Annotated in this window: 13 protein-coding genes; 4 read left to right on the plus strand and 9 right to left on the minus strand. The window is 59.7% G+C overall.

Going from position 1 to position 15,084, the window contains the following annotated elements; genetic code table 11:
• Nucleotides 1-53 precede the first annotated feature (53 nt).
• Nucleotides 54-2,714 carry an alanine--tRNA ligase gene (gene alaS, locus L1P08_RS05295; RefSeq protein ID WP_303618958.1) on the minus strand — a complete coding sequence of 887 codons (2,661 nt, stop codon included), beginning with the start codon at nucleotides 2,712-2,714 and terminating at the stop codon, nucleotides 54-56.
• A 220-nt stretch (nucleotides 2,715-2,934) separates the two neighbouring features.
• Nucleotides 2,935-4,029: a recombinase RecA gene (gene recA, locus L1P08_RS05300; protein WP_303618959.1), complete on the minus strand. Its 1,095-nt coding sequence runs from the start codon at nucleotides 4,027-4,029 to the stop codon at nucleotides 2,935-2,937.
• A 302-nt stretch (nucleotides 4,030-4,331) separates the two neighbouring features.
• On the opposite strand from recA, the gene araD1 reads away from it, so the two are divergent.
• Nucleotides 4,332-5,327: an AraD1 family protein gene (gene araD1, locus L1P08_RS05305; RefSeq protein ID WP_303618960.1), complete on the plus strand. Its 996-nt coding sequence runs from the start codon at nucleotides 4,332-4,334 to the stop codon at nucleotides 5,325-5,327.
• Between the two features lie 123 nt (nucleotides 5,328-5,450).
• Nucleotides 5,451-6,467 carry an aldo/keto reductase gene (locus tag L1P08_RS05310; RefSeq protein ID WP_303618961.1) on the plus strand — a complete coding sequence of 339 codons (1,017 nt, stop codon included), beginning with the start codon at nucleotides 5,451-5,453 and terminating at the stop codon, nucleotides 6,465-6,467.
• Nucleotides 6,468-7,144: 677 nt separating this feature from the next.
• On the opposite strand, the gene cckA is transcribed toward L1P08_RS05310, so the two are convergent.
• From cckA to flgB, 7 genes are all read right to left on the minus strand, one after another.
• The gene (gene cckA, locus L1P08_RS05315) at nucleotides 7,145-9,697 is read right to left on the minus strand and encodes a cell cycle histidine kinase CckA (RefSeq protein WP_303618962.1); all 2,553 of its coding nucleotides are present in this window, start codon (nucleotides 9,695-9,697) and stop codon (nucleotides 7,145-7,147) included.
• A 168-nt stretch (nucleotides 9,698-9,865) separates the two neighbouring features.
• Entirely contained in the window at nucleotides 9,866-10,942 is a 1,077-nt protein-coding gene (gene flhB / locus L1P08_RS05320) for a flagellar biosynthesis protein FlhB (RefSeq protein ID WP_303618963.1), read from the minus strand.
• Entirely contained in the window at nucleotides 10,942-11,718 is a 777-nt protein-coding gene (gene fliR, locus L1P08_RS05325) for a flagellar biosynthetic protein FliR (protein ID WP_303618964.1), read from the minus strand. The genes flhB and fliR overlap by 1 nt, the downstream gene beginning before the upstream one ends.
• Nucleotides 11,719-11,730: 12 nt before the next feature.
• Nucleotides 11,731-11,997 carry a flagellar biosynthesis protein FliQ gene (gene fliQ / locus L1P08_RS05330; protein WP_303618965.1) on the minus strand — a complete coding sequence of 89 codons (267 nt, stop codon included), beginning with the start codon at nucleotides 11,995-11,997 and terminating at the stop codon, nucleotides 11,731-11,733.
• A gap of 27 nt (nucleotides 11,998-12,024) precedes the next feature.
• Nucleotides 12,025-12,348 carry a flagellar hook-basal body complex protein FliE gene (gene fliE / locus L1P08_RS05335; protein ID WP_303618966.1) on the minus strand — a complete coding sequence of 108 codons (324 nt, stop codon included), beginning with the start codon at nucleotides 12,346-12,348 and terminating at the stop codon, nucleotides 12,025-12,027.
• A gap of 32 nt (nucleotides 12,349-12,380) precedes the next feature.
• Nucleotides 12,381-12,782, minus strand: a complete 402-nt coding sequence (flgC, locus tag L1P08_RS05340) for a flagellar basal body rod protein FlgC (RefSeq protein ID WP_303618967.1) — start codon at nucleotides 12,780-12,782, stop codon at nucleotides 12,381-12,383.
• A gap of 24 nt (nucleotides 12,783-12,806) precedes the next feature.
• Nucleotides 12,807-13,208: a flagellar basal body rod protein FlgB gene (gene flgB / locus L1P08_RS05345; protein ID WP_303618968.1), complete on the minus strand. Its 402-nt coding sequence runs from the start codon at nucleotides 13,206-13,208 to the stop codon at nucleotides 12,807-12,809.
• A 170-nt stretch (nucleotides 13,209-13,378) separates the two neighbouring features.
• On the opposite strand from flgB, the gene L1P08_RS05350 reads away from it, so the two are divergent.
• Both L1P08_RS05350 and fliP read left to right on the plus strand, forming a co-directional pair.
• The gene (locus L1P08_RS05350) at nucleotides 13,379-14,176 is read left to right on the plus strand and encodes a flagellar biosynthetic protein FliO (protein ID WP_303618969.1); all 798 of its coding nucleotides are present in this window, start codon (nucleotides 13,379-13,381) and stop codon (nucleotides 14,174-14,176) included.
• Nucleotides 14,106-14,924, plus strand: a complete 819-nt coding sequence (gene fliP, locus L1P08_RS05355) for a flagellar type III secretion system pore protein FliP (protein ID WP_303618970.1) — start codon at nucleotides 14,106-14,108, stop codon at nucleotides 14,922-14,924. The genes L1P08_RS05350 and fliP overlap by 71 nt, the downstream gene beginning before the upstream one ends.
• Nucleotides 14,925-15,084 lie beyond the last annotated feature (160 nt).

Consider the following 15,084-nt stretch of genomic DNA (forward strand, 5'->3'; position numbering starts at 1 on the left):
AGGGTTTTGGGGTTAGGCGTCGGCTTTTTAAAACCGCTCTGGCCCCGACGCCTTTAGGCGCCGGAGAGCAAGGTGCGGATGGCTGTCAGGGCTTCTTCGCCCTTGGAGCCGTCGGGGCCGCCGGCCTGGGCCATGTCGGGGCGGCCACCGCCGCCCTGCCCGCCGAGCGCTGCTGAACCGGCGCGCACCAGATCGACCGCGCTGAGGCTGCCGACCAGATCCTCGGTGACGCCGACGGAAATGCCCGCCTTGCCATCCTCGGTAACGCCGATAATGGCGACAACGCCGGAGCCGACCTGCTTTTTCGACTGGTCGACCAGACCGCGCAGGTCTTTTGGCTGCAGGCCATCAACAACACGGCCAATGAATTTGACGCCGTTGATTTCTTCCACTTCTGCCGCGCCCTCGGCACCGCCACCCATGGCAAGCTTCTGGCGGGTTTCGGCCAATTGCCGTTCCAGCTGGCGGCGCTCTTCAACCAGGGCTTCGACGCGGGACAGTGCATCGCGCGGGGACACTTTGAGCGCCGAGGCGACGGCTTTCAACTGCCGGTCCTGATCGGCGAAATAGGCGCGCGCGCCATCGGCGGTGAAGGCTTCGAGACGGCGGACGCCCGAGGCGACCGAGCTTTCCTGCACGACAGTGACGAGACCAATATCGCCGGTGCGTTTGACATGGGTGCCGCCGCACAATTCCATGGAATAGGTCTTGCCGGCTTTTTCGCCCTCAAGGGCTGTGCCCATGGAAACGACGCGGACCTCGTCGCCATATTTTTCGCCGAACAGCGCCATGGCCCCGGCCTCGCGCGCTTCATCCACGCCCATCAGGCGGGTTTCCACGGGCGCATTCTGCAGCACGATGGCATTGGCGAGCCGTTCGATTTCGGCAATCTCGTCGGCACTGACCGGCTTGGTGTGCGAGAAATCGAAACGCAGCCGATCCGGCGAAACCATGGAGCCTTTTTGCGCCACATGGGTGCCGAGCACTTCGCGCAGGGCTTCATGCAGCAAATGGGTGGCGGAGTGATTGGCGCGGATGGCGCTGCGGCGGGTGTGATCGACGGCCAGCGACAGGGCAAGGCCGCGCTTGAGGCTGCCCTTGGTGACCTTGACGCGGTGGGCGAAAACACCCCCGGCCTGCTTGGTGACATCGAGCACTTCCACCACGATGTTATCGGCGCGCATGACGCCCATATCGCCGACCTGACCACCACTTTCGGCATAAAACGGGGTCTGGTTGAGCACGACAAAGCCTTCGTCGCCCGCATTGAGCGCATCGACCACGTCGCCGCCCTTGACCAGAGCGGTGATTTCGCCTTCGGCAGTTTCGGTTTCATAGCCGAGAAATTCGGTGGGGCCGGTTTGATCGCTGACGCCGAACCAGACCTGATCTGTTGCCGCCTCGCCCGAGCCGGACCAGTTTTTGCGCGCCTCGGCCTTTTGCTGGGCCATGGCGGATTCGAAGCCGGCCAGATCGACGCTGATATCGCGGGTGCGCAAGGCATCCTGGGTCAGATCGAGGGGGAAGCCGTAGGTGTCGTAGAGCTTGAAGGCGGTTGTGCCATCGAGCATATCGCCCTTGCCAAGGCTTGCGGTCTCGTCTTCGAGGATTTGCAGGCCGCGGCTGAGGGTTTTGAGGAAGCGTTCTTCCTCCAGCCGGACGGTTTCGGTGATCATGGCTTCGCCATTGACCAGTTCGGGATAGGCCTGGCCCATTTCGCGGACAAGCACCGGCACCAGCTCATGAATGACCGGCTTTTCCGCGCCCAGCAGCGTGGCGTGGCGCATGGCGCGGCGCATGATGCGGCGCAGCACGTAGCCACGGCCTTCATTGGAGGGCAAAACGCCCTCGGCAATGAGGAAGGACATGGCGCGCAGGTGATCGGCGATAACGCGCTGCGATGTCTTGCCGGTGCCGCCCGCTTCGGTGCGGGTGACATTGGCGGCGGCGCTGGTGAGCGCCTTGAACAGATCGATATCGTAATTGTCGTGCACGCCCTGCAAGACGGCGGCCATGCGCTCAAGGCCCATGCCGGTATCAATCGAGGGACGCGGCAGATCGGTGCGCGCGCCATCGATCTGCTGCTCATATTGCATGAACACCAGGTTCCAGATTTCGATGAAACGGTCGCCATCTTCCTCGGGCGATCCCGGAGGGCCGCCCCAGATGTCTTCGCCGTGATCGAAGAAGATTTCGGAACAGGGGCCACAGGGACCGGTGTCGCCCATGGACCAGAAATTGTCCGAGGTGGCGATGCGGATGATCCTGTCATCGCTGAAACCGGCGATTTTCTTCCAGAGGTCGAACGCCTCGTCATCATCGGCATAGACGGTGACCAGCAGCTTGTCTTTGGGCAGGCCGAACTCTTTGGTGATCAGGTTCCAGGCCAGCTCGATGGCGTTTTCCTTGAAATAATCGCCAAAGGAGAAATTGCCCATCATCTCGAAGAAGGTGTGGTGGCGGGCGGTGAAGCCCACATTGTCGAGATCATTGTGCTTGCCGCCGGCGCGCACGCATTTCTGCGCTGTGGTCGCGGTTTGGTAGCCGGGCTTTTCAAGGCCGGTGAAGACATTCTTGAACTGCACCATGCCCGCATTGGTGAACATCAATGTGGGATCATTGCGCGGCACAAGGGGGGCAGAGGCGACGCGCTCATGGCCGTTTTTTGCAAAGAAATTCAGAAATGCCGAACGGACTTCGTTGACGCTGCTCATGGATTGCCCTGATCATCATAACGGCGGGCCAGAAGTCCCGCCGAAAACACTAAAAGAGCCGCCTTTTATCGTGCCGCCAACCTGCCTGTCCAGCATTGTAGGCATTTACCCGCCCGGTTTTGCCGGACGAAGCTTAATTTGACGGGTCAGAAACGCAAAAGGGGCACCATGGCGCCCCTTTTTTCAAAGATCGAAAGCAGTTGCCTGCCCGCTCAGATCATCAGTCGTCGCTGTCCGATACGGGGCTGTCATCTGTGTCAGTCTCGCCGGAGCGATCAGCCAGCAATTGCTCGGAGAGAATGCCGGCGCTCTCGCGCACACCCTGTTCGATGATATTGGCGATCTCGGGATTTTCCTTGAGGAACTGGCGGGAATTTTCCCGTCCCTGCCCCAGCCGCTGGCTGTCATAGGAGAACCATGACCCGGATTTTTCAACGATACCGGCCTTCACACCCAGATCGAGCAATTCACCGGTCTTGGAAATGCCTTCGCCATACATGATGTCGAATTCGACCTGACGGAAAGGCGGGGCCAGCTTGTTCTTGACCACTTTGACGCGGGTCTGGTTGCCCACAACCTCATCCCGGTCCTTGATCGCGCCGATGCGGCGGATATCGAGGCGGACGGAGGAATAGAATTTGAGCGCATTGCCGCCGGTCGTTGTTTCGGGCGAACCGAACATGACGCCGATCTTCATGCGGATCTGGTTGATGAAGATCACCATGGTCTTGGATTTGGAGATCGAGCCGGTCAGCTTGCGCATGGCCTGGCTCATCAAACGGGCCTGAAGACCAGGCAGCGAGTCGCCCATTTCACCTTCAAGCTCGGCGCGCGGGGTCAGCGCGGCGACGGAATCGACCACCAGCACATCAATGGCACCGGAGCGCACCAGCGTATCGGCAATCTCAAGCGCCTGTTCACCGGCGTCGGGCTGGGAGATCAGCAATTCATCGACGCTGACGCCCAGCTTGCGGGCATAGATGGGATCGAGCGCATGCTCGGCATCGACAAAGGCGCAGATGCCGCCCTTTTTCTGGGCTTCGGCGATGACATGCAGCGCCAGGGTTGTCTTGCCGGAGCTTTCCGGCCCGAACACTTCAACAATGCGGCCGCGCGGCAGGCCGCCAATGCCCAGAGCAATATCAAGGCCCAGCGAACCGGTTGGCACGGTTTCAACTTCCATGATGGCGTTTTCGCCCATGCGCATGATCGACCCTTTGCCGAAATTGCGCTCAATCTGGGTCAACGCTGCTTCCAGCGCCTTGCTCTTGTCCATTGATCCACCGTCTACTACGCGAAGCTGTGCCTGTGCCATTCTCGTATCCTTATTTCACGCCGTCCGGCTTCGCGCAACGCGAATACCCATGGAGCGGCTGTCCGCCGTATGTATTCACTTTGTTCTCATTTTGTTTCTAAATTGTCAAGATCAAAGCGAGAACATCTGTTTTTATTACGCGCATAAAAAACCGGGCATTCCGAATCGGGGTGCCGTGGTGCCGGCATTCGCAGTGGAGGCTGGAAAAAGCTGCGGTACTCGGCTAAGACACGCGGGCTATCCGGTGGGAGGACGCGGGGTGGCACGCAAATTTTTGATTTTTGAGACAGGGATGAGACCGCATGAACCTGATACAGTTTACCACCCGTGACGGCGCGCGCGCTGTGGCGCTTGTCGAGAATGGGCAGGCCCTCACCCTCAACAATACGCAATCGGTCTATGAACTGGCGCAGGCCGCGATTGCGGCCGGGCGCACGCTGCGTGAGCAAGCGGATGACCGCGGGTTTGGCGCGCCGGTGGATACCGCCGAGATTGCAGCCGAAGGCCGCCTTTTGCCGCCGATCGATCATCCCGATCCCGCCCATCTTTATGTCACCGGCACGGGCCTGACCCATCTTGGCTCGGCCTCTACCCGCGATTCCATGCATAAATCCGCCGATGCGGATGCTGAAGCCAAGCTGACCGATTCGATGAAAATGTTCCGCATGGGACTTGAGGGCGGCAAGCCGAAGCCCGGCGAAAAGGGCGTGCAGCCGGAATGGTTCTACAAGGGCAATGGCCATGCGGTTGTGGCTCCGGGCCAGGCCATCCCCTCCCCCAGCTTTGCTGAGGATGCCGGGGAAGAGCCGGAAATTGCCGGGATCTATATTGTGGGCCCGGACGGGCAGCCGCGCCGCCTTGGCTTTGCCATTGCCAATGAGTTTTCCGACCATGTGACCGAGCGGGTGAATTACCTGTTCCTCGCCCATTCCAAGCTTCGCGCCTGCTCCTATGGGCCGGAACTGCTGGTGGGTGATCTGCCAGCGGATATTTCGGGCACCTCGCGCATCACGCGCAATGGCGAAACAGTTTGGGAAAAGCCGTTCCTTTCGGGTGAAGACAACATGTCCCACACCATTGCCAATCTGGAATATCATCACTTCAAATATGATCTGTTCCGCACGCCCGGCGACATCCACGTGCACATGTTCGGTACGGCGACACTGAGCTTTGCCGATAACGTGCGCACAAAAGAAGGCGATGTGTTCGAGATTTCGGCCCCGGCCTTCGGCCTGCCGCTGCACAACCCGATTGAGATTCAGCCAGAGCACGAACTGAAGATCGCACCGCTTTACTGATCCCTATCCCGTATCCCCGTCGAAATTTTTGCCTGCCGCCAACTTGCGGCAGGCATGAATGAGCGCTATGCAGTCGAAGCTAACATGTTAGCATTGAGCGGGCGAGACGAAGGGATTTAAGCGATGCAGTTCGAAAAGCGCCGCCTTGGCGAAACGAAACTTGAAATTCCAACGCTTGGCCTTGGCTGCGCCAGCCTTGCGGGGAATATGGCGGCTGTGGCGGAGACAGATGCGCGGGCGACAATCGCCGCCGCGCTGGAGGCCGGCATTGATTATATCGATACCGCGCCGTTTTATGGTTTTGGCAAATCCGAACGGCTGGTGGGCGACGGGGTGCGCGCCCGGCGCGAAGAGCTGATCCTTTCCACCAAGGTTGGCCGTCTGCTGGCCCCGCAATTCGGGCCTTATGACCCGCCCAATGGCTGGGTCGATCCGCTGCCGTTTGTCGATGTGTTCGATTATAGCTATGACGCGATCATGCGCTCGTTCGAGGACAGTTTGCAGCGGCTGGGCCTCAATCGCGTCGATATTCTTTATGTGCACGACATTGGCGAGGCGACCCATGGCAAGGCGCGCAATGCGGTGCTTTGGGACCAGTTGGCCAATCAGGGCGGCTACAAGGCCTTGCGTGAACTGCGCGATAACGGCACGGTTTCTGCCATTGGCCTTGGGGTCAATGAGTGGGAAGTGCTGATGGACGCCTTTGAATTGGGCGACTGGGACGCATTCCTGCTGGCCGGGCGCTATACGCTTTTAGAGCAGACCTCGCTGTCGCCCTTCCTTGAAACCTGCATTGCCCGCAAGGCGTCCGTTGTCATCGGCGGGCCGTTCAATTCGGGCATTCTGGTGGGCGGCGACACCTGGAACTATGGCAAGGCCCCGGAAGAGATCGTGCGCAAGGTCGGGATCATCCAGTCGGTCTGTGCCGATTTCGGCGTGGCCATGCCCGCCGCCGCATTGAAGTTTCCGCTGACCCACCCGGCGGTCGCCTCGGTCATTCCCGGCCCGCGCACGCCGACCGAATTGCAGCAAATTCTCGACTGGTGGGCGGTTGATATTCCCGACGGGGTCTGGGACGCCATGGCCGACAAGGGCCTGTTTGCCCCCGGCACCCCGCTGCCGAGCGGCAAGACTGTTTGATATTATTGCGTTTGATGGTTCAAAGTCGGCGTCCCTGAGGGGTGCCGGCTTTTATGGGCTGGAGCCGTTCCCTTTTTGCTCACCCCCCTTCGTCATCGCGAGGCGCGCAGCGCCGTGGCGATCCAGAGCCGCAAATGCCGGTATCTGCCGCTCCTGGATTGCCGCGCGCCTTTGGCGCTCGCAATGACGAAGATCGTGGCACTCGCAAACCAACCACCCCCACCTTCTCCCTCGGGCTTGACCCGAGGGCTCATGACCCGTCATCCACACCGACAGAGGGCGGGACAAAGTCACTCCACGCCCACCTGAAACGCAGCAATATCGCATGGGTACTCGGGTCAAGCCCGAGTATGACGATTGAGGGATATCATGAGGGTGTGTGTGCGCTCCCCCAAACCGTCATCCTGAGCCTGTCGAAGGACGAGGGTTTGAGGAAGCGTGCGCAGAGACTTCTTCTCCCTCCCCCTTGTGGGGAGGGATCAAGGGTGGGGGGCGCCCGAAGGGCCAAACAAAGAGTCTGCAATCTCTCCGCGAATATAGAGTTCGTGGCTCCACCCCACCCGACCCGGCTTTGCCGGGCCACCCTCCCCATCAAGGGGAGGGAAAAAGGGGCATGCCGCAGGCTCAGATGCGCGCTCTTGGCGCTCGCAATGACGGCGCTCGCTACCCGCTCAAACCTACTCGTCGTCACCCGATTGCAGGACTTCCTTGACCTTGGAATTGATCTGGTCAAGCGAATAGGGTTTGGGCAGGAATTCGACGCTGCGGTCGTCTTCTATGTCCTTGCGCACGCTTTCCTCGGCGTAGCCGGAGACAAAGATCACCTTGAGGTTGGGGAAGCGTTTGCGGACGATTTTGAGCAAGGCGGGGCCATCCATTTCGGGCATGACCACGTCGGAAATCATCAGATCGAGTTCGCCATCGATCTCATCGAGCAATTCCAGCGCTTCCTCGCCGCCTTCGGCCTCGTAGACCTCGTAACCGGTGGTGGCCAGCGCGCGGGCGGAGAAGGTGCGGACGCTTTCCTCGTCTTCCACGATCAGGATGCGTTCATGGCCGGTCAGATCCTTGACCGGGGCGGCAACGACTTTTTCGGTCACCTCGCCAGCGGCCACGATGTGGCGGGGCAGGAACAGGCGGAAGGTGGTGCCTTTGCCGACTTCTGAATCGGCGTAAATGAAGCCGCCGGTCTGTTTGACAATGCCATAGACCATGGAAAGGCCCAGCCCGGTGCCCTTGCCCAGTTCCTTGGTGGAGAAGAAGGGATCGAAGATCTTCTCGATGATTTCGGGATCGATGCCGGTGCCGCCATCCTCGACTTCGATCTGGACATAGTCGGCAGCGGGCATGCCCTGATAATCAAGGCTTTCGGCCTGATAGGCGGTGATATTGCGGGTGCGCAGAATGATCTGGCCGCCCTCGGGCATGGCGTCGCGCGCGTTGACCACCAGGTTGATGATGACCTGTTCCAGCTGCACCAGATCGGCACGGACCGGCCAGATATCATTGCCATGTTCGACATCAAGGCTGATCTGCTCGCCGATCAGGCGTTTGAGCAACACTGTCAGATCATCGATATGGGTTGGTATTTCAAGCACTTGCGGGCGAAGGGTCTGGCGGCGCGAGAAGGCCAGCAACTGGCGCACAAGCCCGGCGGCGCGGTTGGCGCTCTGCTTGATCGACATAATGTCGGAGAAGGACGGATCGGTGGCCTTGTGCTTCAAGAGCAGGAGATCGGAAAAGCCGATAATGGCGGTCAGCACGTTGTTGAAATCGTGCGCCACACCACCGGCGAGCTGGCCGACGGCCTGCATTTTCTGGCCTTGCGCGAACTGGGCTTCCAGCTTGCGCTGGTCGGTCATATCCAGGGCATAAACGATGACGCGCTCGGGCGAGCCCTGCACTTCCTCGGAACTGGAAACGTAAAGCCGGGCCGCGTGATCGCCATCCTGATTGAGCATGACATCGACGGGCGCAATATCGGAGCGCTTGGCCCCGGCATCGGCGATGGATTCGGCAACGGCTGTGCGATGATCCTCGGTAATCAGATCGGCGAGATATTGCCCCTCGACGCTGCGTTCCACCGCATCCAGCCCGAAAATCCGGGTGAAAGGCGCGTTGGTGCGCATGATGCGCCCCTCCTGATCGAGGGTGGCAATAGCAAAAGGCGTGTCGTTGAAGAAGCGCGAGAAGCGCACTTCAGCGGCGCGCAAATCCTCGTCACTATCGGCACCACGGGTCCGGTCGAGCACCAGGGTGCGGGTTTCGCCCAATTCACCCTCGGCGAGACGCGCTGCGCGATGCAAGAGGCGCACCGGCATGCTGGTGCCATTGCTCTGGACCAGATCGATATCGATGATCTCGGTGCGGATTTCCCCGTCGCTACGCCCGCCCATGAGCAGGCTGGCCCCGTCGCCGCGCACCACATCGCGCAAGGCAAGCGAGCCGCTCTCGAACTCGGCCAGATCATAGCCCAGCCAGTCGGCCAGCGTTGAGTTGATGTATTGAATGCGGCCCTTGGCGTCGGCCGAGAAGAAGCCGGCCGGTGCGTGATCGAGATAATCGATGGCGCGCTGGAGTTCGAGGAAGATGTTTTCCTGATTTTCGCGGTCGCGGGAAATATCCTCGATAGACCACATGACCAAGGGCTTTGCCGCCCCGTCGATTTCGGGCAAGGCGCGGACGCTGACCCGATACCAGCTGGCCATGGTGGTCGCCTCGGTCTGGGGAATGCCGAGCGGGCGGGTCAGGCGGATATCCTCGGTGGCCGGGCGGCCATCGCGGGCGGCGCGGGACAGGCGGTAAATCGCCTCGCTCGCCTCGGACATATTGGCAAAGAGGCGCGGCATGCTGATGGGCATGCCGCCGCGATTGTCCATGAAATGGGCATAGCGGGCATTGGAGTAGATGATCTTGCCCTCGCGCTCGGCAACCAGCGCGCCGAAGGGCAGGCTGTCGACCATGGCGCGGCTGATTGTGCGTTTTTCCCCGCCGCCTGCGAAGCGGAACAGACCGGCGGCGAAGGCGAACAGGCAGAAAACGCCAACAACGGCCAAAAGCCCGAGAATAAGCAGCATGGTTTCTGCCGGCAGCGCTTCGCCATAAAGCGAGGCTGCGCCAGCGGCCACAACAAAGCCAAGCGCCAGCAGCAGAACGCGCCACGTGCCCGAGCTTTCGGGTTTCCGGGAAATCAGGGGTTCAGGGTAATGATCGTCATTGCGTGGCGCCACTGCCGTACGAGCTCACTTTATATTGCCTTGGGCGCCGCGGATTCCCCATCGAATCAGCCCCTGCCCCAAGTCCTAGCAAATGGCCAAAGGTCTTGGGTAGCCTCAAGTATTAAGTCTATCAGATATTACACATTATGTGCCCGAAATCTGCCTTAAGGACAAATCCTCTCAGGAACTCCAGCTCTTGCGCGATCTCAACCGCATCACATAGCCGATCACCTGGGCAACGGCCTTGAAATGTTCGGTGGGAATGGTGCCCTCGATATCCACACTGACATAAAGCGCGCGGGCCAGCGGCGGATTTTCAACAATGGGCACCTTGTTCTCGTTGGCCAGTTCACGAATTTTGAGGGCGATGGCATCAGCCCCCTTGGCGACGCAGACCGGGGCATTCATCGTCTCATCATATTTGAGCGCGATGGCGTAGTGGGTGGGGTTGGTGACGACGACCGTTGCATCTGGCACGGAGGCCATCATGCGGTTCTGGGCGCGTTGCTGGCGGATCTGGCGGATGCGGCCCTTGACCTGGGGGTCACCTTCCATCTGCTTGTATTCGTCACGCACTTCCTTGATCGTCATCTTCTGGCGCTCCCACCAGCGATAGCGCTGATACATGTAATCCGCGGCGGCAATGATGGTGATGATGATCAGGGTGGCGGCGAAAATCTTGAGCCCCAGTTCCTGAAACTCGGCCAGAATGATCAGCGGTTCGACGGTCATCAGCGTGTCGAGCCGGTCCCGCTCGGGCCAGAGCACAAAGAACATCACCGCGCCAACGATGGTGAGTTTCAGCAGCCCCTTGAGGAAGTTGACGAGGGATTCGGCGGAAAACAGGCGTTTGAACCCGGCAGCCGGTGAGATTTTGGACCATTTCGGTTTGATCGGATCGACCGAGAGCACGGGCTTGTGCTGGATCAGGTTGGCCGCAACCGCTGCAATGGCGAGAAAACCCAGCGGCACGATGGCGATCAGCATGATGGAATAGGACAGACCGGAGAAAAACCGCAGAAAGCCGGGGCCGGAAACGTCATAGAGATCGGCATTGGCCATCACGGTTTCCAGCGTGGTCAGCAAGCTGGCGCTGGCGCGGGGGGCCAGCAGGGCAAACACCAGCGTTGAGCCGAAAATCATGAACCAGGTCGTCACTTCCTGGCTTTTGGCGACATCGCCGCGTTTATGGGCGTCATCCAGCTTTTTCTGGGATGGGTCCTCTGTCTTTTCTGACTTGTCGGGTTCGTCGGCCATTATCTGCCGCCCCGCAACATCATGAAATGATCTTCAATATGGGTGAGATACCAGCCCATCATCATGGTCAGCAGCAGGGCCAGCAGCAAAAGGCCAATGCCGATATTGGCGGGCATGGCGACAAAGAACACCTGCACCTGCGGCATGAGCCGGGCGAGAATGCCCAGCCCCAGATAAAATACCAGACCGAAGACAATAAACGGCCCGGACATCTGGATGGCGATACTGAAGGCGCTGGAAATGGTGCGAATGGCCAGATCGGCCGCATCTCCCAGCATGAGCGGGCTTGAGGGCGAGAAGACCGTGTAACTGTCGTAGATCGCGGAGAGGATGAGATAGTGCATATCGGTGGCGAAAATCAGCGTCAGGCCGAGAAAGGACAGGAAACTGCCGATGAGCGCGCCCTGCGACCCCTGCTGGGTGGGATCGGCGGCGGTGGCGATCGACAGGCCGACCTGAAAGGCGATGATGGCACCGGCGGTTTGCGCGGCGGACACAATCAGCCGGGCAATGCCGCCAATGATAAAGCCCACCGCCATTTCATGCAGCAGGATGGTCATGACCTGTAACAGGTTATTTTCGGCAAAGGGCGGCAGGCCTTCAACCAGAAGCGGATAAAGCGCCAGCGAGAACAACAGCGCAAAGGTGAGCCGCATGCGGGCGGGAATCATGCCCTCGCCAATGGCGGGCATCAGCATGAGCATGGTGCCGACACGTGCGAAAATGAGCAGGTAAAAATAGGCTGTTTGCGGCAGCCAGTCGAGACCGATGGTCATGGGGCCGTCACGCTAACCGCCCGTGACAATCATGTCCGCTATTCGGAGCATGAAGGCGTTCAGCGTGGCCCCCATAAAGGGCAAGGCCACAATCATGGTGACGAAGATCGCCAGAATCTTGGGCACGAAAACCAGAGTCATTTCCTGGATTTGCGTCAAAGCCTGAAACAAGGCGATGATGACGCCAACGACCAGACCGACAATCATCATGGGCGCAGAGACAATGATCAGAACCCAGATGCCTTCGCGGCTGATATCGAGGACTTCATTACCGGTCATGCCCTGCCCTTTGCGCCTTATCCATGCCTAGATCGGCATGCGCATGATTTCTTCATATGCCGAGATGACCCGATCCCGCACCGCAACCATGCTTTCGATGGCCACTTCGGTCTGGGAAATCGCGGTGACAGCATCCACGACATTGGCCTTACCGTTTATCATATCCAGCGAGGTCTGGTCAGAAACCTTCCCGGCTTCCACAACCGACTGCAGGTTCTGGGAGACCAGTTCACCGAAATTCGGGCCGGCAGCCTGGGTATCGACCGGGGTGGGCTGGGATTTGCCAGCCTGGCTGATCAGGTTCTGGGCCTGGCCATAGGCGGCGGTGGCGGCGTTGAAGGGCATGCTCATTGTATCAATCGCTTTCCATAAAAAAGATCAGCCTAGCCGCGCAGGATATCGAGGGTTCTACCCACCATTTGCCGCGTGGAACTGATGACATTGAGATTGGCTTCATAGGTGCGCTGGGCTTCGCGCATATCCATGGCCTCGATCAGCGGATCGACATTGGGGTAGCGCACATAGCCTGTGGCATCGGCTGCTGGATGGCCCGGCTCGTAGCGGGTCTCGAAATCCGACAGATCATAGGCCATGCGGCCCACCTTGACCTCGTAGCCGCCCAGTTCGCGGTCAAACTCGGCCTTGAAAGTCGGCACGCGGCGTCTGTAGGGTTCTTCATCCGGGGTCTTGCCGGCAGAATCGGCATTGGCGATGTTTTCCGCAATGACGCGCATACGCGCTGTCTGTGCGTGCAGGCCGGTTGCGGAAATCCGCATTGAATTCATGAAGTCATTCATCGGTTATTGCCTTTATCTTCCCAATGCGGTGCGCATCAGCCGTATCGAGCGCGTGTACAGCGTGGTGGCCGCCTGAAAATCCATCTGGTTGGCCGAGACCTTCATCATCTCGTCTTCCAGCGTCACCCCATTGCCCTCTGGCGTGATCTCGAAACTGTTCATTTTCTGGGGCGCAAAGCCGTTGGTGTCGCTGGAGGCAATCGCGTAATGCCCCTTCTGGGTGGCGGCGGTTGTGACCTGCGCTGTGGAAAACTGCCCCACATGCTCGGCAAAGTTGTATTCTTTCAGGTCCCGGCCCCGGTAGTTTGGGGTTTCCGCGTTGGCAACGTTTTCGGCCAGCAGCCCCTGACGGGTCTGATGCCACTGCATTTTCTGCGTTATTGCCGCAAATAGCGGTATCTGGCTGATTCCCATATGCCGACTCCCAGTCTCAACTAGGCAAATCCTGCCCACCTATAGTTAACAACCTATTAACCAAACTAGTTTTCAGGTGTGTTCCCGGTGCAATTTGCATGCGTAATGCGATGTGCTAGGCAACAAATTCCGGTTTGGTGGCCACTCAATTTTCAGCATGGAGTTCAAGCGTGGGTTTTCTGACAAGTCTTTTTGGTGGGACAGGCAATACTGTCGTCACCGTGGTTCTGGCATTGGGCATCGTGCTGGTGCTGATCGTGCTCGGGCTCTGGGCGCTGAAAATGCTGTTCAATGCCACCAATAGTGTGGGGCGCGGGCGCAATCGCCGCCTGTCGCTGATCGACAGCACGGCCATTGATTCCAAGCGGCAGCTCATTCTGGTGCGCCGGGACAATGTGGAACATCTGCTGATGGTGGGCGGCGCGCAGGACCTGGTTGTTGAAACCGGCATTGAACCGCCTGCGGAACCCGAACCGGTGAAACGTCCCAAACGCCGCATTGTGCCCGCACCCGTGGTGCCCGCCGCCGAGGCCAATACGCCCGCCCCGGCCCCGGCACCAACGCCCGCGCCTGAACCGGCCCCTGCCCCCATGCCTGCAGCCGCGCCGGCGACCATGGCCGCACCGGCGCCGCAGCCCGAGACGCGCAGTGACAGCACGGCCGCCATTCCCGAGATTGACCCGGTGACCCCGGACAGCCGTCCGGCGCTGCGCCGCTCGACTTCTCTGCGCCATACCGGCCTGTTGCGCCCCACAACGCGGGTGGAACCGGCGCTTCATCCCCAACCTTCGGCGGATGAATCCAAGAATGAGGCCGCAGTCGCCAGCGACTCAGTTACACAATCTGAGGAACCCAAAGAGCAATCCCGTGCCAAAGCGCCGGTGGTTGACGTGCATAATGACACGGACGGCGGCAACGACAGTGCAAAAGAAGGTGACAGCGACAAGAAGGCTGAAACAACGCTTTAAGCCGCTATTGACCAGGCGGGGTGCCCTGGGTCTGGCCGCATTGCTGGCTTTGACCCTGTTGCCCGGCCTGGCGCTTGCCCAGGACATTTCCATCGATTTTGGCAATGACGCGACGCTGACAGAGCGCGTTATCCAGATGGTTGGGCTGATTACGGTTCTGTCACTGGCCCCCTCGATTCTGGTCATGGTGACCAGTTTCACGCGCATCGTGATTGTGTTGTCACTGTTGCGCACGGCCATCGGGCTGCAAACCGCGCCGCCCAATTCGGTCATGATTTCGCTGGCGCTGTTCCTCACCGCCTTCATCATGGCCCCCACCCTGCAGCAGGTCTATGACAATGGCCTTTCGCCGCTGATTGCAGGTGAGATTGAAATGAGCGAGGCTTTTGACCGCTCGGTTGTGCCGGTGCACACCTTCATGCGCGCCAATGTGCGCGAAAAGGATCTGGAACTGTTTCTGGACATGACCGGCGGTGAACCACCCGCCGAGCCGGAAGCCCTGCCCTTGCAGGTTCTGGTGCCCGCCTTCATGATTTCGGAACTGCGCCGCGCCTTTGAAATCGGCTTTCTGCTGTTCGTGCCGTTTATCGTCATCGACATGATCGTCGCCTCGGTGCTGATGTCGATGGGCATGATGATGTTGCCGCCAGTGGTGATTTCACTGCCCTTCAAGCTGATCTTTTTCGTGCTGGTGGATGGCTGGCATCTGGTGGCCGGCTCACTGGTGCGCAGTTTCGTCTCGGTTTAGGCCACGTCCCAGTATTGCGTCTGACACCCTTCGTCGTCACGAGCGGTCACTGACACTTCCCCGCGTGTGGGGTGCGTGGTGGCATAAAGCTGCGCTTTGTCATCCCCGCGCAGGCGGGGATCCAGTGCACCGCGTCGGCGGTGCGAAGGATGGTTTTCGC

The sequence above is a fragment of the Mariluticola halotolerans genome, assembly GCF_021611515.1.
In the GTDB taxonomy this organism is placed as follows: domain Bacteria; phylum Pseudomonadota; class Alphaproteobacteria; order Rhizobiales; family Devosiaceae; genus Mariluticola; species Mariluticola halotolerans.